The following is an 18821-nucleotide window of genomic DNA, read 5'->3' on the forward strand; positions in this document are numbered from 1 at the left end:
ATCCTGTCGGCCCTTCGAATGGATTCCCCGCATGCGCCGCCTGCTCCTCGCCGCTGCCCTGCTCGCCCTGCCATGCCTGTCCGCGCAGGCCGGCCCGGTGAAGCCGCCGGCGCTGTCGTCCACCCAGTGCGGGGTCAGCACCGATTACGACGTGCTGGTCGACGGCGGCGGCATCTGGCTGCGGCAGCGCGACGCCAGCCCGCGCGAGATCGTGTTCCACGATGGCGAGCTGAGCATCGACGGGCGCATGCAGGTGGTCAGTGCCGCGGACGCGCAACGCCTGCGGGTGCTGGAGACCGGGGTGCGTCAGTTGATGCCGGCGGTCACCGGCATCGCCAATGAATCGGTGGGCATCAGCTTCGACGTGCTGGACATGGTGTACGGCTCCATGACCGGCAACTTCGATTCGCGCAAGGTGCGCGCGCTGCGCAGGGACGCCGAGCGCTTCGTCGCCTCCACCATCGGCCGCGGGCGCTGGGAGCAGGAGCTGTTCGGCGAAGGTTTCGAACAGCGCGTGCAGGCATCGGCCGAATCGCTCAAGGGCTCCCTCGCCCGCGGCCTGCTGTGGACCCTGCTCACCGGCGGCGAAGAGCGCATCGAGAAACGCACCGGGAAGATGGAAGCGGAGCTGGAGCCGAAGATCGAAGCGCGCGCCCGCGCCCTGGAGCAGCACGTGCAGTCCCTGTGTACCCAGGTCCTGGCGCTGGACCGGGTGCAGTCGGCGCTGGAGTTCCGCTACGACGGCCAGCCGCTGCGGATGATGAACGTCGGCGGCGGGGTACCGGCCACGGCGCCGATGGCGAAGGAACAGGCACCGGACAACCGCATCGAGCTGCCCTAAGCCCTTCTCCCCGCGGGAGCGGGGTCGGGGTGAGGGCGGTCAGGGCCGATGGTTCACCGTCGTCGACGCCGCCCCCTGATCCGCGCTTCGGGCGGCTTCTCCCGCGGGGAAAAGGATCCCCCCGGCCGACGACACGACGCCGGCGCTGCGCTCACCCCTGCGGCAGCTGCGCCAGTTCCTCGCGCACCAGCCGCAGCACCAGCGCGTCCAGCGTATCCACCGAATAGTCGGCCACATCGTGCACGGTTTCGCGACCCGGCCCGCTGCCCGGGTCGGACGCAACCTTGTAGGTGAGGAAGATGAAGCGCCCGCCGGTGTACTGGGCGATCTGCCGCTGCACGATCTCGCCGGTGGTGTCCTGCCCCGACGCGGCCACGCTGAACACCTTGATGCCCTTGCCCAGCGCCGCCAGCATGGTCTGGTCGTAGTGCGGCGGCGGATAGTCCATGTGCGGCGGTGCGTCGGCCAGCGACACCAGCAGCCGCGTGGTGGCCGGTCCGCGCCAGTCCAGCGCCTGCACCGCATGCGCGAAGGCTTCGTTCATCGCCTCGGGCATGTCGCCGCCACCGCCGGCACGCACCCCGTCGAGCACCTGCTGGAACGCGGCGACGTTGCCGGTGAGGTCCCAGCTGCGCACGAAGTATTCGTCGCCGCGGTCGCGGTAGGTGACCAGGCCGAGGCACACGTCCGGGCGCGACGGCAGTTGCTCGATGCCGCGCACGATGTCGCGCAGCGAAGCGCGCAGCTTGTCGATCTCGTCGCCCATCGAGCCGGTGGCATCGACCATGAACACCAGGTCCAGGCGCGCGCGCGGGATCGCCGCGGCGGTGGGCAGGCGCACTTCCAGCGCGTCCTTCTGCCCGCGCCGCAACTGCGCCCGGGCCTGCTGCCCGGCGCGGCGCACGTCGACCCGGTAGCTGGCCGAATCGCGGTCGTCGAAGGCATTCAGGTGCAGCCAGGCCTGGCCGCCGGCATCGGTGCGCGCCCACATGCGCGCGCCATTGGCCGCGGAGACGGCGACCTCGGCATCGGGCACCGGCCGGCCCTGCGCATCGACCACCCGCAGGCGCTGGCGCACCGACACGTCGCGCCCCAGCCGCGCCGCCTCGGGGTGGCGCTGCAGGAACTGCTGGAACCCGCCGAAGTCGGCGTTGTCATCGACCACGCCGGCGGTCACCGGCGTGGCCGGGCGCTGCATCGCCGGTGGCGACGACGCGGCGGGCGCGTCCGCCACCTCCGATACCCTGACCGCCGCGTCGACGGCGATCATGGGGGCCGGCGGCGGAGGCGGCGGCGCCATCTCGTGCAGTTCCCTGCGATGCGGAACCTTGCCGACCAGGGTGGGGATCTCGCGCACCCGCTCCGGTGGCTGCGGGTCCGGGTCCGGCACCTCGCGCATCCGCGGCATGTCGCTGCACACGCTGGCCGCCGGCGCGCGGAAATCCGCGGTGGTCTGGCGCCGGCGCGTGGGCACGGGCGCCTGCAGGTCGGGCTGCACCACGGCGGGGGCGGGCGCCGGTGGTGGCCACCGCGGCTCGCCGGCGAGCGCCGGCAGGCCGGCCAGCAGCGTCAGCGCGAACGCCATCGAACGTACCGGCGGACGCCGGAAGGCCATGCTTGCGTGCTTCATCTGCGTACTCCGTTGCTTGCGGGGTGGGCCGCCGCGGCGGCAGGCACGGAACAGAACGGATGGTGGCAAAGAACGGGGTTGGCGGCGCATGCCGCGGCCGGGGGTCGGCCCCGGCACGCGGCCAGCGGGCTACAGGCGGTGGGCGGTTCCCAGGTACTCGGCACTCTGCATCTCGATCAGGCGGCTGGCGGTGCGCTCGAAGGCACCGGCCAGGCGGGTGCCGGAATAGAGCAGCGGCGGCGGGTCCTGCGCGGTGCACACCAGGTTCACCTGGCGGTCGTAGAGCTCGTCGATCAGGTTGACGAAGCGCCGCGCGGCATCTTCGTTCAGGCGGTCGAAGTGCGGGATGCCGCCCAGCAGCACGGTGTTGAACTCGCGCGCGATCTCGATGTAGTCCGACGGCCCGCGCGGGCCTTCGCACAGCGCCGCGAAATCGAACCAGACGATGCTCTTGCCACGCCCGCGCACGGGGATCTTGCGGCCCTCGATCTGGATGTTGCCGGCGCGCGCGTCCTGGCCGCCGCTCAGCTCCTTCCAGCGCCGCTCCAGCCAGGCGTCGCTGTCGCCTTCCAGCGGCGCGCGGTACACCGGCGAGCGGGTCAGCGCGCGCATGCGGTAGTCCTCGGTGCCTTCGGCGTACAGCTCCACACAATACTTCTGCAGCAGGGCGATGGCCGGCAGGAAGCTGTCGCGCTGCAGGCCGTTGAGATACAGGTTCTCCACCGCGGTGTTGGAGGTGGTCACCAGGGTCACGCCTTCGGCGAACAGCCGTTCCAGCAGGCGCGCCAGCAGCATCGCGTCGCCGATGTCGGTGACGAAGAACTCGTCCAGCACCAGCACCCGCAGCCTGCTGCGCCATTCCTGGGCGATCTTGGCCAGCGGGTCGCTCTGGCCCTGGTGTTCGCGCAGGCGCTCGTGGATGCCGCGCATGAAGCGGTGGAAGTGGGTGCGGTACTTCTGCTCGATCGGCAGGCCGTCGTAGAACAGGTCGACCAGGAAGGTCTTGCCGCGGCCGACGCCGCCCCAGAAATACAGGCCCTTGACCGGCCCGGGCTTCTTCCAGAAGGCCGACAGCCGGTCGAGCCAGCCGTCCTGCGCCGAATCGACGATGGCCTCGTGGATGCGGTCCAGTTCGGCCAGTGCCGGGTGCTGGGCCGGATCGTCGCGCCAGTCGCCACGGGCCACGCCGGCGGCGTAGCGCTGCGAGGGGGTCGTCGCCTCCATGCTCAGCAACTGCCGTCGGGCAGCCAGCGCCGCACTTCGTGCTGGATCGCGCCGCGCAGGTCGATCAGCTTGCGATGGAAGAAATGGCTGGTGTCGGGCATGCGCACCAGCTGAGGCGGGTCGGCCAGCGTCTCCAGCCACGCATAGACCGCCTGCGCGTCGACCACCTCGTCGGCGTCGCCCTGCACCACCAGCCACTGCGCCGGCGGCTGCAGCGCGTCGAAATCCCAGGTGCGGCGGCCGACCGGCGGCGCGATCGAGATCAGCGCCTGCGGCGCCAGCGCGCCACTGGCGCGCAGCGAGACGTAGGCGCCGAAGCTGAAACCGGCCAGCCACAGCGCGCAGTCCGGGCGCTGTGCGCGCACCCAGGCCACCACCGCGCGCAGATCGTCCTGCTCGCCTTCGCCGTTGTCGTAGCTGCCGGCCGAAGCGCCGACACTGCGGAAATTGAAGCGCACCGTGGTGATGCCCAGCTCGCGCAGGGCGCGCGCGGCCATGGTCACCACCTTGTTGTGCATGCTGCCGCCTTCGGTGGACAGCGGGTGGCAGATGACGGCGACGACCGGCCGCGCGGCGACATCGCCCTCGGGCGGATCGACCGCGACCTCGAGCGGCCCGCACGGGCCCTCGAGCATCAGCACCGCCGGTTCGCGGGGAAAGGAAGGATTGCTCATGCCGCCATAATACCGGCCCCCTTCACCGGCTTCACCGCCATCCCCGGTAGCGACGGCAATGCACTTCCTGATCCTGAGCGTGATCTGCAGCGTGCTGGTCTCGGTCCTGCTGAAGCTGGCGCCGCGGCGCGGCATCGACATCGCCCAGGCCGTGACCTGGAACTACCTGGCGGCCAGCGTGCTGTCGCTGCTGCTGCTCAGGCCATCGCTGCAGTCGCTGCGCGACGGCCATGCGCCGTGGCCGGCGCTGCTGGGCCTGGCGCTGGCGCTGCCGGGCATCTTCCTGGTGCTGGCGCGCGCCGTGCGCGAAGCCGGCATCGTGCGCAGCGACGTGGCGCAGCGGCTGTCGCTGCTGCTGTCGCTGGGCGCGGCGTTCGTGCTGTTCGGCGAACACGCCAATGGCTGGAAACTGGCCGGGCTGGGGCTGGGCCTGTTGGCCATCGTCGGCGTGAGTGCGCGCAGCGGCGAGCACGGCGCCGGCACGGCGTCGAGCTGGCACTGGCTGCTGGCGGTATGGGCCGGCTTCGCGCTGATCGACATCCTGCTCAAGCAGGTGGCACTGGCCGGCACCCCGGCCACCGCGGCGCTGCTGGCCAGCTTCGCCATCGCCTTCGTGCTGATGCTGGGCTGGCAGCTGCTGCGCCACTACCGCGGCCGCCAGCGGCTGCAGGCGCGCAACCTCGGCTTCGGCCTGCTGCTGGGCGCGATCAACTTCGGCAACATCCTGTTCTACGTGCGCGCGCACCAGGCGTTGCCGCACAGCCCGGCCACCATCTTCGCCGGCATGAACATCGGCGTGGTGTGCCTGGGCGCGCTGATCGGCGTACTGGCCTTCGGCGAGAAGACCAGCACCTGGAACCGCCTGGGCCTGGGCCTGGCGGTGGTGGCGATCGCGCTGATCGCGCGCGGCGCGCAGGGCTGAGCCTGCAGAACGGCCTCCTTGTCCAGGGGATTACCCACCCCCCTTTTTATGTTACTTTGTAACAAATGGAGCCGATCCGATGAAGCATGCCGCCGCCCTGTTCGATGTCTCCGCCCTCGCCCTGTCCGGCCTGTGCCTGCTGCACTGCCTGGCGCTGCCGCTGCTGGCCGCGCTGCTGCCGCTGCTCGGCACCTGGAGCGAGGCCGAATCGGTGCATGGGCTGTTCGTGCTGATCGCCGCGCCGCTGACCAGCTACGCGCTGTGGCGCGCGCATCGCCACCGCCCGCTGCCGGCCGCGCTGTGGCTGCTGGCGGGCACCGGGCTGGCACTGCTGCTGGCCGGGGCGTGCGGCGGGCTGGGCGGGCGGGCCGAAACGCCGCTTACCGTCGCCGGCAGCCTGGCACTGGCCAGCGCCCACCTGTGGAACGCGGCGCGGCGGCACGCGCACTGAGGGGCACCGGCCCCAGGCACATGACACCGGCGCCCGCTTCGCCCGGGCTCAGGGATCGAAGCCCAGCAGCAGCGGGTCGTGGTCCGAGCTGCGCCACGGGCCGGGTACGTTGCGCCCCTGGTAGCCGGCGTCGTCGGCTTCATCGGCGTTGATGTGCCATTCGGCCGCGCCCTTCAACCGCGCCGCCATGCCCGGGTTGAGCAGCGCGTGGTCCAGGCGCCCGGTCAAGCCGTTGTAGACGTAGCTGTAGGGCTGGGGCACGCCGGCCACCTTGAACGCGTCGCGCCAGCCATCGGCCTGCAGCTGGCGGATCGGTGCTTCCATCGCATAGGCGTTGAAGTCACCCAGCAACACCGCATCGACGCTGCCACTGCCGGTCGGGTCGCGCTGCAGCCACTGGTGCAGCAGGCGCGCCGATTCCACCCGGGTGGCGGTCCAGCAGCCCTGGCCGTCGTTCTGGTCGGCGTCGGCGCCACTGGCCTCGCTGCAGCCCTTGGATTTGAAATGGTTGGCCACGACCACGAACGGCCGGCCCTTGCGGCCCATGCGGAACGCCTGCGCCAGCGGTACCCGGCTGCGCTCGCCGAACGGCTCGCGCTCCAGCACCGCCGGCTTGCCCACCGGCGCCACCCGCGCGGCGCGGTAGATGATGCCCACGCGGATCGGGTTGTCGCCCGGCCCCTTGCCGGCGTCGACGAACGCCCAGTGGCGGTCCTTGCCCTGCCCCTCGTTGAGTGCGCGCACCAGCCCGGCGATCGCCGAGTCCGGGCCGTAGCCGTCGTTCTCCAGTTCCATCAGCGCGGCCACGTCCGCGTCGAGGCCGCGGATGGTGGCGACCAGCTTGGCCTGCTGCGCCTGGAACTGCGCGAACGTCTTGGCGCCGCGCAGGGTCGGGAAGCCGCCGCCGTGGCCATCGCCGTTGAAGTAGTTCTCCAGGTTGAATGCGGCGATGCGCAGTGCGCCGGCCACCACCGGCGGCTGCGGCCGCTCGATCGCCGGCACCGGCAGCGCGGCGGTCAGCTGCAGGCGGTAGTCGCCGTCATGGCGCTGGTCGACCACGCCCTCGACGCCGCGGAACACCATGCCGGTGCGCAGCTGCGCGGCCTCGGGCAGGTAGAACACGCGGCCCGGATCGCGCTGGCTGCTGCCGTCGTCCAGGCGCAGCCGGCGGCGCGCGTTGTCGGCTACCAGCGCCGCGTTCTCCGCGGTGCCGGCGGCGGCCAACTCGGTCGGCTGCCACAGCCGCCCGTCGAAGGCCACGGCCAGCTCGCCGTGACGCGCCAGCTGGTCCTGCCCGGCCAGGGTCAGCGGTGCGGTGATGCGCACCTTCATCCCTTCCAGCGCTTCCCAGCTGGCGGGCACGGCGTCCAGCACGGTGACCGCGGGCGCGGGGCGGGCACGGGCCGCGGCCAGCGTCTCGGCCTGCAGCGCGGTCAGGGTCTGGCCGCCCTTGCCGGCCGCCAGCTCCTGCACCGTGCCGGTGACACGCAGCCACTGCCCCGCGGGCAGCACGCGCGCCGGGTCCAGCTGCACGAACAGCGCATCGGACGTGGCCGGATCGCCATCGCCGGCATCCTGCAGGAAGACGCCGCCGAGCCCGGCGCGCAGGTCGGCAGTGACGAACCCCTCGATGGTGACCTGGCGCCCTTCCAGCGGGCTGCGCGGGCCACTGCCCTGCACTTGGCCGATGGCGGTGACCGCCGGCCCCCGGGCGAGCGCCTGCGGCACAAGGGCCAGGGACAGCGAGAGGGCGAGCAGCGGGGGAAGATGGCGCATGGGGCGGACTCCAGAACGGCGGAAAGCAAAGCGCCGCCCGGGAGGGCGGCGCCGCGTGTCCATGATGGGCACGTTTTATTTCAGGTTTGCCAGCATCCAGTCGACGGTGGCGTGGATCTGCTCGTCGCTCAGGCCGGCGTTGCCACCCTTGGGCGGCATCACCCCGCCGTCGGGGCCGGTATAGCCCTCGATGGCGTGCTTGTAGAGCGTCTCCTTGCCTTGGGCGATGCGCTTGTCCCAGTGCGCATGGTCCAGGGTCGGCGCCATGCCCACGCCGGTCAGGTGGCAGGCGGTGCACAGCTTGTCGAAGATCACCTTGCCATCGAGCGTGCCGCCGTAGGCGCCGCCCGCGGCCGCGGCCTGCGCTGCCGCGGCTTCGGCCGCCGCGGCCTGCGCCGCGGCGCCGGTGCTGCCCGCGTAGACCGCGCCGGCCGGGGCGATGCGCTGCTCGACGCGCGCGACCGCCTGCGGGGATGCTTCGGTGGGAATCGCGCGCTGCAGGAACGACGCGAAGATGATCAACCCGACCGTGACGACAGCCAAGATGGCGATCACGATGGAGAAGCGCTTCAGGAACTGCAGGTCGTAATTCCGCACGTATCAACACCCCTGGCAAGTAGTCGGTGGACCACAGCTACCGGCGGAGTATAGACCAGCGCCCCCACCCACCGGCAACGGGCACCGGTGGCCACGGGCCGGCCGCGATCAGGCGCGCTGCGCGCCGATGCCGGCACCGGCCGCGCGCAGGCACAGGGCCCCGATCGCCTCGACCAGCGGCTCGCCACCGCGCAGTCCGTCGCGGCTGGGCGCGGTCGGGCCGACCAGTGCCTCGGTGAACGCACCGACGATGCAGGCCGCGCCCACGTCCAGGTCCTGCGGCGGGAACTCGCCGCTGCGCACGCCGTCGCCGAGGATGCGTTTGAACACGTCGCCGAACAGGCGGCGACAGCGGATGCGCTCGGCCTCGACCTCCGGGTCCACCGGTTCGGCGATGAAGGCATAGGCCAGCGCCGGCCCGGCCAGTGCACGGCGCACGAAGGAGGCCACCGCCTGCTGCAGGCGCAGCGCCGCCGGCTGCGGCTGGTCGGCGATGGCCGAGAGGATGTCCAGCTCATGCTCGACCGCGGCGGTGAGCACTTCCACGAACAGGTCGGCCTTGGACGGGAAATGGCGATAGATCAGGCCGGTGGATACCCCGGCCTCGGCCGCCACCGCGGTGACCGGCGCATTGCGGTAGCCGCCGGCGGCGACCAGCCGGCGGGCCGCGGCCAGGATCGCCTCGCGGTTGCCGGCGAGGCGCTTTTCCATCAGTTCCGAACGTTTGTAGGCCATGGGCTGATTCTAGGTTCAATTATTGAATTTGTATTCACTTTTTCATGGAGACCGGCTAGGCTGCGCGTAAACGCCCGTGCCGACGGTCCGCCCGTCCCCCTCCCGGAGCGCCCACCCGTCCTGCCGTACCGGAGCCGCCCCCATGCACGTCCCCACCCTTTCCTTCGATCTCGGCGAAGAGATCGACATGCTGCGCGCGAGCGTGGCCCAGTTCGCCGCCGCGCACATCGCGCCGCTGGCGGCCGCTGCCGACGCCGGCAACCAGTTTCCCGATGCGCTCTGGCGCCAGCTGGGCGAGCAGGGCCTGCTCGGCATGACCGTGGAGGAAGAATACGGCGGCAGCGGCATGGGATATCTCGCCCACGTGGTGGCGATGGAGGAGATCTCGCGCGCCTCCGGCGGCATCGGCCTGTCCTACGGCGCGCACTCCAACCTGTGCCTGAACCAGCTGCGCAAGAACGCCAGCGAGGCGCAGAAGCACAAGTACCTGCCCAAGCTGTGCAGCGGCGAGCACGTCGGCGCGCTGGCGATGAGCGAACCGGGCGCGGGGTCGGACGTGGTGTCGATGAAACTGCGCGCCGACCTGCGCGGCGACCACTACGTGCTCAACGGCAACAAGATGTGGATCACCAACGGCCCGGATGCCGACGTGCTGGTGGTCTACGCCAAGACCGACCCGGAGGCCGGGTCGCGCGGCATCACCGCCTTCATCGTCGAGAAGGGCATGAAGGGATTCTCCACCGCGCAGAAGCTGGACAAGCTGGGCATGCGCGCGTCCAACACCTGCGAGCTGGTGTTCCAGGACTGCGAAGTGCCGGTGGAGAACGTGCTCGGCGAGGTCGGCGGCGGGGTCAAGGTGCTGATGTCCGGCCTGGACTACGAACGCGTGGTGCTGTCCGGCGGCCCGCTCGGGCTGATGGCCGCGGCGCTGGACGTGGTGCTGCCGTACGTGCACGAGCGCCGGCAGTTCGGCGAGGCGATCGGTACTTTCCAGCTGATCCAGGCCAAGCTGGCGGACATGTACGTGGGCCTCAACGCGTGCCGCGCATACGTGTATGCGGTGGCCAGGGCCTGCGACCAGGGCCGCACCACCCGCCAGGACGCTGCCGGCGCGATCCTGTACTCGGCCGAGAAGGCCACCTGGGCCGCCGGCGAGGCGATCCAGATCCTCGGCGGCAACGGCTACATCAACGAGTACCCGGCCGGGCGCCTGTGGCGCGACGCCAAGCTGTACGAGATCGGTGCCGGCACTTCGGAAATCCGCCGCATGCTGATCGGGCGCGAGCTGTTCCAGCGCACCGCGTGATCCAGGCCCGGCGACCGCCGGACCTCTCCCCGGGGGCTGGCGGGTGAACGGCATCGACGGGGTTCGCGCATCATGATCCCGGCGCGCCCCGCACCCGCCCTTCGGACGCCCCCACCGACGGCACCCAGGCCACCGCAGGAACCACTGCCATGAGCGTACTGAAAACCCAGCTGCAGCCCGGCAGCGAGACATTCGAAGCCAACCGCGCGGCGATGCAGGCGCTGGTCGACGACCTGCGCGCCACCCTGCAACGCACCGCGCGTGGTGGCAGCGATGCGGCCCGGGCCAAGCACACCGCGCGCGGCAAGCTGCTGGTGCGCGAGCGCATCGACGCGCTGCTCGATCCCGGCAGCGCGTTCCTCGAGATCGCGCCGCTGGCCGCGCACGGCATGTACGACGACCCGGTGCCGGGCGCCGGCATGGTCGCCGGCATCGGCCGTATCGAGGGCGTGGAATGCCTGGTCGTCGCCAACGACGCCACGGTCAAGGGCGGCACCTACTACCCGGTGACGGTCAAGAAGCACCTGCGCGCGCAGGAGATCGCGCAGCAGAACCACCTGCCCTGCATCTACCTGGTCGATTCCGGGGGCGCGTTCCTGCCGCTGCAGGACGAGGTGTTCCCCGACCGCGACCACTTCGGGCGCATCTTCTACAACCAGGCCAACCTGTCGGCGCAGGGCATTCCGCAGATCGCCTGCGTGATGGGCAGCTGCACCGCGGGCGGTGCCTATGTGCCGGCGATGAGCGACGAGACGGTGATCGTCAAGGAACAGGGCACCATCTTCCTCGGCGGCCCGCCGCTGGTGAAGGCGGCGACCGGCGAAGTGGTCAGCGCCGAGGAACTGGGCGGGGCCGACGTGCACACGCGCATTTCCGGCGTCGCCGACCACATGGCCGACAACGACCTGCAGGCGCTGGCGCGGGTGCGTGCCATCATCGCCAGCCTCAACTGGCGCAGGCCCGAGCCGCGCGTCGCGCTGCAGCCCGCCGACGCGCCGCTGTTCGATGCGCGCGAACTGTATGGCGTGATCCCCAGCGACACCCGCAAGCCCTATGACGTGCGCGAGGTGATCATGCGCATCGTCGACGGCTCGCGCTTCGACGAGTTCAAGCCGCGCTACGGCAACACCCTGGTCACCGGCTTCGCCCACGTGCATGGGCACCCGGTCGGCGTGATCGCCAACAACGGCATCCTGTTCTCCGAATCGGCGCTCAAGGGCGCGCACTTCATCGAGCTGTGTTGCCAGCGCGGGATCCCGCTGCTGTTCCTGCAGAACATCACCGGCTTCATGGTCGGCCGCAAATACGAACACGGCGGCATCGCCAAGGACGGCGCCAAGCTGGTGATGGCGGTGGCCAACGCGCGCGTGCCCAAGTACACGGTGGTGATCGGCGGCTCGTTCGGCGCCGGCAACTACGGCATGTGCGGCCGCGCCTATTCGCCGCACTTCCTGTGGATGTGGCCGAACGCGCGCATCGGGGTGATGGGCGGCGAACAGGCCGCCAGCGTGCTGGCCACGGTCAAGCGCGACGGTATCGAGGGCAAGGGCGGGCAGTGGCCGGCCGACGAGGAGGAGGCGTTCAAGGCGCCGATCCGCGAGCAGTTCGAACGCCAGGGCCACCCGTACTATGCCAGCGCGCGGTTGTGGGACGACGGGGTGATCGACCCGGCCGACACCCGCCGCATCCTCGGCCTGGCGCTGGCCGCCAGCCTCAACGCGCCGGCGCAGGACACGCGCTTCGGCGTGTTCCGGATGTGAGGCCGTCGGCATGACACGCATCGAGCCGGACGCCTACGCTTGTGCTCTGGCTCTTGCGGCTGCCTTCGCTTTCCCGGGTTCCCTTCCGCAGCGACGCAGCCGACGGAGAGGACCCGGAGGGCGACGTGCATGGATGCACGTCGTTTTTCGACACGACACGGATGTCGTGTCGAAAAATCCCGGCGGCGAAGTGGACCCGGCGCGCGCAGCGCGTTGGGCGCGGAGGCAGGGCGTGCTTTCTTTTGGCTACCTTTTCTTTGCACGAGCAAAGAAAAGTAGCTCGCTCCCCGGCAGGGGAGTGAAAGCTCTTCAATACTTCAAGCTGCCACCGCGCAGCACGTCATGGAATACGCCATGTTCGACAAGATCCTGATCGCCAACCGCGGCGAAATCGCCTGCCGCGTCATCGCCACCTGCCGCCGCCTGGGCATCGCCACCGTGGCGGTGTATTCGGACGCGGACCGCGACGCGCGGCATGTGCGGCTGGCGGATGAAGCCGTGCGCATCGGCCCGGCGCCGGCGGCGGAAAGCTACCTGCGCGGCGACGCCATCCTCGACGCCGCGCGCCGCAGCGGCGCGCAGGCGATCCATCCCGGGTACGGCTTCCTGTCCGAGAACGCCGGTTTCGCCCGCGCCTGCGCCGAGGCCGGCATCGTCTTCATCGGCCCGCCAGCCAGCGCCATCGATGCGATGGGCGACAAGAGCGCGGCCAAGGCGCTGATGCAGCAGGCCGGCGTGCCGCTGACGCCCGGCTACCACGGCGACCGCCAGGAACCGGCGTTCCTGCGCGCGCAGGCCGACGCCATCGGCTACCCGGTGCTGATCAAGGCCAGCGCCGGTGGCGGCGGCAAGGGCATGCGCAAGGTCGAGGCCAGCGCGGATTTCGACGCCGCCCTGGCCAGCTGCCAGCGCGAGGCGCAGTCCGCGTTCGGCAACGCGCACGTGCTGGTGGAGAAGTACATCGAACGGCCGCGGCACATCGAGATCCAGGTGTTCGGCGACAGCCATGGCAACGTCGTACACCTGTTCGAGCGCGACTGCTCGGTGCAGCGCCGCCACCAGAAGGTGCTGGAAGAAGCCCCGGCACCGGGCATGACGCCCGAGCGCCGCGCGGCGATGGGCAAGGCCGCCACCGACGCCGCGCGCGCGGTCGGCTACGTCGGCGCGGGCACGGTGGAGTTCATCGCCGCACCCACCGGCGAGTTCTGGTTCATGGAAATGAACACCCGCCTGCAGGTCGAGCACCCTGTGACCGAGATGATCACCGGCACCGACCTGGTGGAGTGGCAACTGCGCGTGGCCGCCGGGCAGCCGCTGCCGAAGACCCAGGCGCAGCTGGCCATCCGCGGCCACGCCATCGAGGCGCGGCTGTACGCCGAGGATGCCGACCGTGGGTTCCTGCCCTCCACCGGCACCCTGCGCCACCTGCGCCTGCCGCCGCCCGATGCCCACGTGCGGGTGGACGCCGGGGTCGAACCGGGCGATGCCATTACCCCCTACTACGACCCGATGATCGCCAAGCTGATCGTCTGGGACGAGGACCGCGACCGGGCCTTGCTGCGCATGCGGCGCGCACTGGCGCGCTGCCAGGTGGCCGGCGTCACCACCAATGCCGCGTTCCTGCACCGGCTGGTGGCAACCGCCTCCTTCCGCCATGCCGATCTCGACACCGCGTTGATCGAGCGCGAACGCGACGCGCTGGACATCACCCAGCACGCCGCGAGCGACGCCGACTGGGCCGTGGCCGCGGTACTCGCCAGCGGGTCAGGCGCCGCAACGCCGGCCGATGCGTCTGCCTGGTCCATCGCCGACGGCTGGCGCCTGACCGGCCCGGCCGCGCGCGCGGTCACGCTGGAATACCTGCAGCAGCAACGCACGCTGCGGGTGCGCCGCGACGCGGACGGCTGGCAGGTCCACGGCGGCGACGGCGATCCGCTGCGGGTCGACGGCAAGGCGGACGGAGTGAGCTACGCCCTGCAGGCCGGCGGCCGCCTGTACCGCGGCGACGTCCTGCACGACGGCAATGCGCTCTACCTCTTCGGCGAAGGCGGCCAGCGCCGCTTCACCGTGCACGATCCGGTCGCCGAGGCCGACGCCGGCAACGACCACGGTGGCAGCCTGCTGGCGCCGATGCCCGGCAGGGTCATCGCGCTGCTGGTTGAGCCGGGCAGCAGGGTCACCCGTGGCACCGCGCTGCTGGTGATGGAAGCGATGAAGATGGAACACACCCTGCAGGCGCCGGCCGACGGCGTGGTCAACGGCTACCGCGTGCGCGGCGGCGACCAGGTGGGCGACGGCGCGGTGCTGGTGGATTTCGAGGCGGGCCCGGAAAGCTGATCCGCACATTGTCCCGGAGGCGATCAGGTTGCAACCATCATCAGAATCGGGATAACCGGGGCATGATCGGTGCGGCGGTGCGACTTGCCCTCACTGCCAGCAGGACCGCATCCATCCCATGTGATCGCTGGCCATCGCCCCACCATGCGACTCGCGGGGCGATGGGCGCGCCATGCACCATCCCCGGGCGCACGCCTGGCCGGATCCGGTTTGACCGCCTTCAGCCAGGCAACTCCCGGCGCAGGTCCGCTGGCGACCAACAGGCCTGACCGGCGGATCGAAGAGGAGTCGTCGTCAAGAATCCGCGTCGATGCGCGCCAGTGCCGCGGCGGCGGCCACGATTCATTCGGCTCGTTCCCAGACCCTGCCTCCGGGATCGAACTCGGCGACTTCCTGTAGCGCGGCGCGCCAGCCGAATCCACCCACTGCGACCGGTCCGTCACACAAGGGCGCCAGGCCGAAGGCACGCTCCAGCTCGCCTTCGTTGATCGCCGCGGTCACAAACGCTCCCAGGCCCAGGTCGGTGGCGCTCAGGCACAGCGTCTGCGAAAGGTGGCCAACGTCCATCAGTAACGCGCGGTAAGCCTTGGGGTGGTCGCGGTACTTCCAATAGCTGCGCGCCACGCGAGGCGCATAGATCACCAGCACCGGCGCCTGGGCAAACCACCACTGCCCCGCCAGTGCCCTGCGCGCCAGCTCATCCAGCGGCATGGCCGGGGCGGGCAACGGACGCAGGGCATGCACGTGTGGGCGGTAGTGGTACAGGCCTGGCGGCACGCCCTGCACCCGTTGCACCAGGAGGTAGGCCTCGGTGGCATGCAACCCTCCACCTGAGGGAGTATGTTTCTTCAGGAACTCGATGCCTTCGCCCGCGACCACGCTGCCCTGCGCGGCGAAGACGCGGTCCAGCATCCGCGCGAACATGGCCTGCTCCAGTTCCCGCCCGCTATCGAAGTTGCGGCACGTGGTGCGTCTTTCGAGCAGCCTGTCCAGGCTGTCGGCGGGGACACGCTGCAGCGGGATGTCCGGGCCGCAGCCCTCCCGTTCGACCACAGCCGGCGGCGGTGTGCCGCAGGTACGTAGCAGGCCGGCGACCGTATCCATGCCCAGCCGCTGCATCGAGGCCACGCTGTCCACGCCGCTCCAGCAACTGGCCTTGTGCACGACCGCGGCCAGTGGCCACCAGTTCAATGCGCGGTGGCGTTCATCGGCCGCGCACTGCGATGCAAAGCGGGGCTCATCGGAAATCAGCAGTCCTGTTTCCAGCAGGCGCGACAGGATGTCCTCTGGCATGGCATCGGCCACGCTCCACAGCTGCGGACTGAAACGCCCCAGCCATGCCATCTCTGCCTCCGACACCTCGATTTCCTGCTCGAGGTGCGGCGCCAGTGCGAGCCAGCGACGGGTACGCGCGACCCCCACACCGCCAGCGAGCAGCCCGGCCAGATCAAAACTCGCAGTCTCCCGCGATTCAAAAAAAACGCATGCACAGCGACGCACGTTCATGGGTATGATCCTCATGCCGCGCAGGGGGGCGCTGCATATCCATACAACTTCAAGAAGCCGGTCAAGCGCCCCTGGCGCCCCCCAACCGGACAGGGGGAACAATGAGCAACGGCTCCAACAATGACGACGCTGCGGCTGGCCATCCCGGCCTGGATGCGGTGATGGCGGACACGCTGCTGGAAAAGCTGTCCAGCGATGATGCATTCCGTGCGCTTTTCCACGAAAACCCCATCCAGGCACTGGCCGATCTTGGCGTGGATGCGGCGCAGGCGCTGGCGCCCATGACGCCTGCCGCGGGCGATCCGTTCTATTGCATGACCACCACCCGGCTGGCCAGCAAGGAAGAGATCGCCGCCGCCCGCAGCGAGCTGCAGGCCCACCTCACGCGGGCGGGTAATCACGCGGTGGTCTTCTGCTTCGAGGCCGAGAGGATCGCCTCGGCCCTGGACAGCAACTGAGGAGACAGCACCGAGGCAGGCCACTGCCGCAGGAACGCCTGCATTTCGGCAGTGGCCTGGCTGTGTTTCCCCTGTGCCGCCAGCGATTCGGCAAGCCACAGCCGCGCGAGGCGCGAGTCGGCTACGTTGAGGGGCTGCAGTGCCTGGGATGCATTGGCTTCGATGTAGGCAAGCCCACGTTGCTTCAGCAGCCAGCGTGCCTGTGTTTCAGCTTCGGCATGGCGGCCCGCGGCGGCCAGTACGCGATACAGGGCGACCCGCGACTGGTACAGGTCGTCGGCACGGGGCGACAACAGCCTGCTGGCCTCGTCGTGACGCCCGTTCGCAGCCAGCTGCCCGGCTTGCACGATCCGTTGCATTGCCGCGGTGGTTGTGCCCAGCCTCTCCTTGTCAGGCAATGCATCGACCTGTCTCAGCGCATTGGCCGCCAGGCTGGTGTCCCCCTCACGCTGCGCCAGCCAGGCGTTGGCCAGCAACATCGACGTGAGATCCGCGCGGTTGGAAGGATCCCAGGCGGGGTCGGCGATCGCGCTCACCAGCGCCTGGGCGGTCGCCAAACGGCGCGATCTCGGCAAGGACACACCGGCCGTCTGCGCCACCACGCTTGAGATGAAGCGGAACTGCAGGTTCATGAACGCATCCTGCTGGCCGCTCGTCTCAACGGCGTTTTCCACTGCTGCCCGGGCCTGCTCCCACCTTCCCTGGTCAAGCGCCAACGACACCCGGTCGATCATGGGCACCAGATCGGTAGCCGCATAGCCGCTGGGCCTGATGGCCTCCAGTGCGGCCATGGCTTCGACGGGTCGTTCAAGCACCGCCAGCACATTGGCGATACGCCGGCCCTGGCCCGCCTGAGTCTCGTTCCCGATTTCCCGCAAGCGCTTCAACGCAGGTTCCGCCGCTCCCTTGGCGAGCAGGACGCGCGCCAGGAAGTCGGCCGCCAGCGGTCGCAACGGATCCTGCGGTACATCGGCCGCCTGTGCATATGGCAAAGCCTCGTCCATGCGATTGACGGTGAAAAGGTGCCACGCGGAGTTCGCCTGGCCGGCGAAGTCGTCGGGATAGAGACCGGCCATCAGTTGCCATTTTTCCAACGCCTGCACCGGCGCCCGCAACTCGGCCTCCCAGGCATCCAGGTAGAGGCGCTCCCGATCGGGCAGGCGGTGCCGCAGGGCCAGTGCGCGGTCGAGGAAAGGCATCGCAGACGGCCGCTGCGAACGCGCCACCATGACCCGCGCCGCGCCAAGGTAGCCAAGCGCGAACTCGGGATCCAGCGTGGTGGCCTCGTTATACATCTGCATCGCCTGCTGCCACTTTCCCTCACGCGTGGCCTGCAATCCGAGCGCATATGCGCGCAAGGCATGAAGGTTTGACGTCGTCACCGATGGCAATGGCTGTGACGCAGCCTTGACCGATGCCCGGGTTTCACCCAGATGCCCGCGCAACCGCGAGGCGATGGCATCGACCGAGGCCAGCAGCGAATCCAGGCCGCGGCCATCGACGAAATCCGAACGGATCGTGGCCTGCGTATGCGGGTCGACGATCTCCATGCTCAGGCGCAGCTTGCCCCCAACCTCGGAGACCGCCGGCAGTATGACCAGACGTGCGCCGTCACGCAGCGCCACTTCGGAAGCCAGCGTACGGTCCAGTCGCGAAGCCACGGGATCGCGGCGCATGCGGGACAGGGTGTCGCGCGTCTTCATGTCGCTGAGCACGTTGACGTGCCGCGACTGCTCCAGGCTGACACGCAGGGCCTGCATCACCGAATCATCCAGCAGGGCATTGCCGGTCAGGTTGCGCAGATCGCCCATCACCACCCAGTCGCGTTCGGCGAAAGCGATGGCCGGCTCCGGGCGCATGAAGAACCAGGCGCCCACGCACAGCGCCGCCAGCAGCGCCGCCTCCGCCACCAGCGCCATCGGGCGCCGCCAGAACGGTAGGTCGCGCCACGCCTTGGGCGTGCTGCGCGGCGTGCGCAGCGGGGCGAACCCCGGTTCGCCGACCTCGAACACTTCCTGGGTGGTCGGCACGCCCTTGAAATGCCAGCGGCCATGCGACTTCCACAGCAGGTGCCCGCTGCGCGCGCCCAGTTCGCGCGCGGAGCGGTGCGCCAGCGATTCGGCCACCGCCGAGAGCAGGATCTGCCCGGGCCGCGCCAGCGCCATCAGGCGCGCCGCCAGGGGCTTGGCCAGCCCCTCGACCTCCAGCGGCTTGGCGCCGGCCTGCACCGCCTCGACACTGTTGTGCCAGGTCAGCACCTCGCCGACGTGCATGCCGGTGCGCGCCTGCAGGTCGATGCCGCGCAATTTGCCCAGCTGCTCCAGGCCCTGCCGGTAATCCAGGGCGAAGCCGAGGCCGTTGACCGGGCGCTCGAACAACAGCAGCAGGCCGTCGGAGCGGTCGATCATGCGCCCCTTCCACTGCTGCTGCAGGCGCAGCACCAGCCGGTCGTGCTCCTGGAACAGTTCCGCGGCCGCGGTGTCGCCGAGCCGCTCCACCAGTGCCACCGAATCGCACAGGTCGGTCAGCAGCAGCGTGTGCACGCGGGGGGCCGGCGCTTCCGCCGCGGGATCCATGTCGGGGGTGGCGGGCGCCTGCTGCATG

At 70.3% G+C, this 18821-nt stretch carries 15 protein-coding genes; 7 read left to right on the forward strand and 8 right to left on the reverse strand.

The window, feature by feature from the left end; genetic code table 11:
• Positions 1-31: 31 nt before the first annotated feature.
• Positions 32-841, forward strand: coding sequence for a DUF2884 family protein (locus tag MKP15_RS08895; protein WP_240212466.1), 810 nt, complete (start codon positions 32-34; stop codon positions 839-841).
• 151 nt (positions 842-992) lie between these two features.
• On the opposite strand, the gene MKP15_RS08900 is transcribed toward MKP15_RS08895, so the two are convergent.
• From MKP15_RS08900 to MKP15_RS08910, 3 genes are all read right to left on the reverse strand, one after another.
• The gene (locus MKP15_RS08900; RefSeq protein ID WP_240212467.1) at positions 993-2471 is read right to left on the reverse strand and encodes a VWA domain-containing protein; all 1479 of its coding nucleotides are present in this window, start codon (positions 2469-2471) and stop codon (positions 993-995) included.
• A gap of 129 nt (positions 2472-2600) precedes the next feature.
• The gene (gene zapE / locus MKP15_RS08905) at positions 2601-3695 is read right to left on the reverse strand and encodes a cell division protein ZapE (RefSeq protein ID WP_104940297.1); all 1095 of its coding nucleotides are present in this window, start codon (positions 3693-3695) and stop codon (positions 2601-2603) included.
• A gap of 2 nt (positions 3696-3697) precedes the next feature.
• Complete coding sequence (locus MKP15_RS08910) at positions 3698-4369, reverse strand: alpha/beta hydrolase (RefSeq protein ID WP_056932714.1); 672 nt, start codon at positions 4367-4369, stop codon at positions 3698-3700.
• Positions 4370-4427: 58 nt separating this feature from the next.
• Here MKP15_RS08910 and MKP15_RS08915 point away from each other — a divergent pair, with 58 nt between their 5' ends.
• Positions 4428-5291 carry an EamA family transporter gene (locus tag MKP15_RS08915; protein ID WP_240212468.1) on the forward strand — a complete coding sequence of 288 codons (864 nt, stop codon included), beginning with the start codon at positions 4428-4430 and terminating at the stop codon, positions 5289-5291.
• A 79-nt stretch (positions 5292-5370) separates the two neighbouring features.
• Positions 5371-5742: a MerC family mercury resistance protein gene (locus MKP15_RS08920; RefSeq protein WP_240212469.1), complete on the forward strand. Its 372-nt coding sequence runs from the start codon at positions 5371-5373 to the stop codon at positions 5740-5742.
• A 48-nt stretch (positions 5743-5790) separates the two neighbouring features.
• Here MKP15_RS08920 and MKP15_RS08925 read toward each other — a convergent pair whose 3' ends face one another.
• The 3 genes from MKP15_RS08925 to MKP15_RS08935 form a co-directional block, all read right to left on the reverse strand.
• Positions 5791-7518: an ExeM/NucH family extracellular endonuclease gene (locus MKP15_RS08925; protein ID WP_240212470.1), complete on the reverse strand. Its 1728-nt coding sequence runs from the start codon at positions 7516-7518 to the stop codon at positions 5791-5793.
• A gap of 75 nt (positions 7519-7593) precedes the next feature.
• Positions 7594-8115, reverse strand: coding sequence for a c-type cytochrome (locus MKP15_RS08930; protein WP_104939843.1), 522 nt, complete (start codon positions 8113-8115; stop codon positions 7594-7596).
• Positions 8116-8223: 108 nt separating this feature from the next.
• Complete coding sequence (locus MKP15_RS08935; RefSeq protein ID WP_240212471.1) at positions 8224-8850, reverse strand: TetR/AcrR family transcriptional regulator; 627 nt, start codon at positions 8848-8850, stop codon at positions 8224-8226.
• A 142-nt stretch (positions 8851-8992) separates the two neighbouring features.
• On the opposite strand from MKP15_RS08935, the gene MKP15_RS08940 reads away from it, so the two are divergent.
• The 3 genes from MKP15_RS08940 to MKP15_RS08950 all read left to right on the forward strand — a co-directional run bounded on the left by MKP15_RS08940 (position 8993) and on the right by MKP15_RS08950 (position 14253).
• Complete coding sequence (locus tag MKP15_RS08940) at positions 8993-10156, forward strand: isovaleryl-CoA dehydrogenase (protein ID WP_240212472.1); 1164 nt, start codon at positions 8993-8995, stop codon at positions 10154-10156.
• 149 nt (positions 10157-10305) lie between these two features.
• Positions 10306-11916, forward strand: coding sequence for a carboxyl transferase domain-containing protein (locus MKP15_RS08945; protein WP_240212473.1), 1611 nt, complete (start codon positions 10306-10308; stop codon positions 11914-11916).
• A gap of 354 nt (positions 11917-12270) precedes the next feature.
• Positions 12271-14253: an acetyl/propionyl/methylcrotonyl-CoA carboxylase subunit alpha gene (locus MKP15_RS08950; RefSeq protein WP_240212474.1), complete on the forward strand. Its 1983-nt coding sequence runs from the start codon at positions 12271-12273 to the stop codon at positions 14251-14253.
• 342 nt (positions 14254-14595) lie between these two features.
• Here MKP15_RS08950 and MKP15_RS08955 read toward each other — a convergent pair whose 3' ends face one another.
• Positions 14596-15759 carry a putative peptide maturation dehydrogenase gene (locus tag MKP15_RS08955; RefSeq protein WP_240212475.1) on the reverse strand — a complete coding sequence of 388 codons (1164 nt, stop codon included), beginning with the start codon at positions 15757-15759 and terminating at the stop codon, positions 14596-14598.
• 101 nt (positions 15760-15860) lie between these two features.
• Here MKP15_RS08955 and MKP15_RS08960 point away from each other — a divergent pair, with 101 nt between their 5' ends.
• Complete coding sequence (locus MKP15_RS08960) at positions 15861-16217, forward strand: NHLP-related RiPP peptide (RefSeq protein WP_161614505.1); 357 nt, start codon at positions 15861-15863, stop codon at positions 16215-16217.
• Here the strand turns inward: MKP15_RS08960 and MKP15_RS08965 are convergent.
• Positions 16157-18820, reverse strand: coding sequence for a putative peptide modification system cyclase (locus MKP15_RS08965; RefSeq protein ID WP_240212476.1), 2664 nt, complete (start codon positions 18818-18820; stop codon positions 16157-16159). The genes MKP15_RS08960 and MKP15_RS08965 overlap by 61 nt on opposite strands.
• Position 18821: the final 1 nt, after the last annotated feature.

This window comes from Stenotrophomonas sp. Y6, from assembly GCF_022436665.1.
GTDB lineage: Bacteria > Pseudomonadota > Gammaproteobacteria > Xanthomonadales > Xanthomonadaceae > Stenotrophomonas > Stenotrophomonas acidaminiphila_A.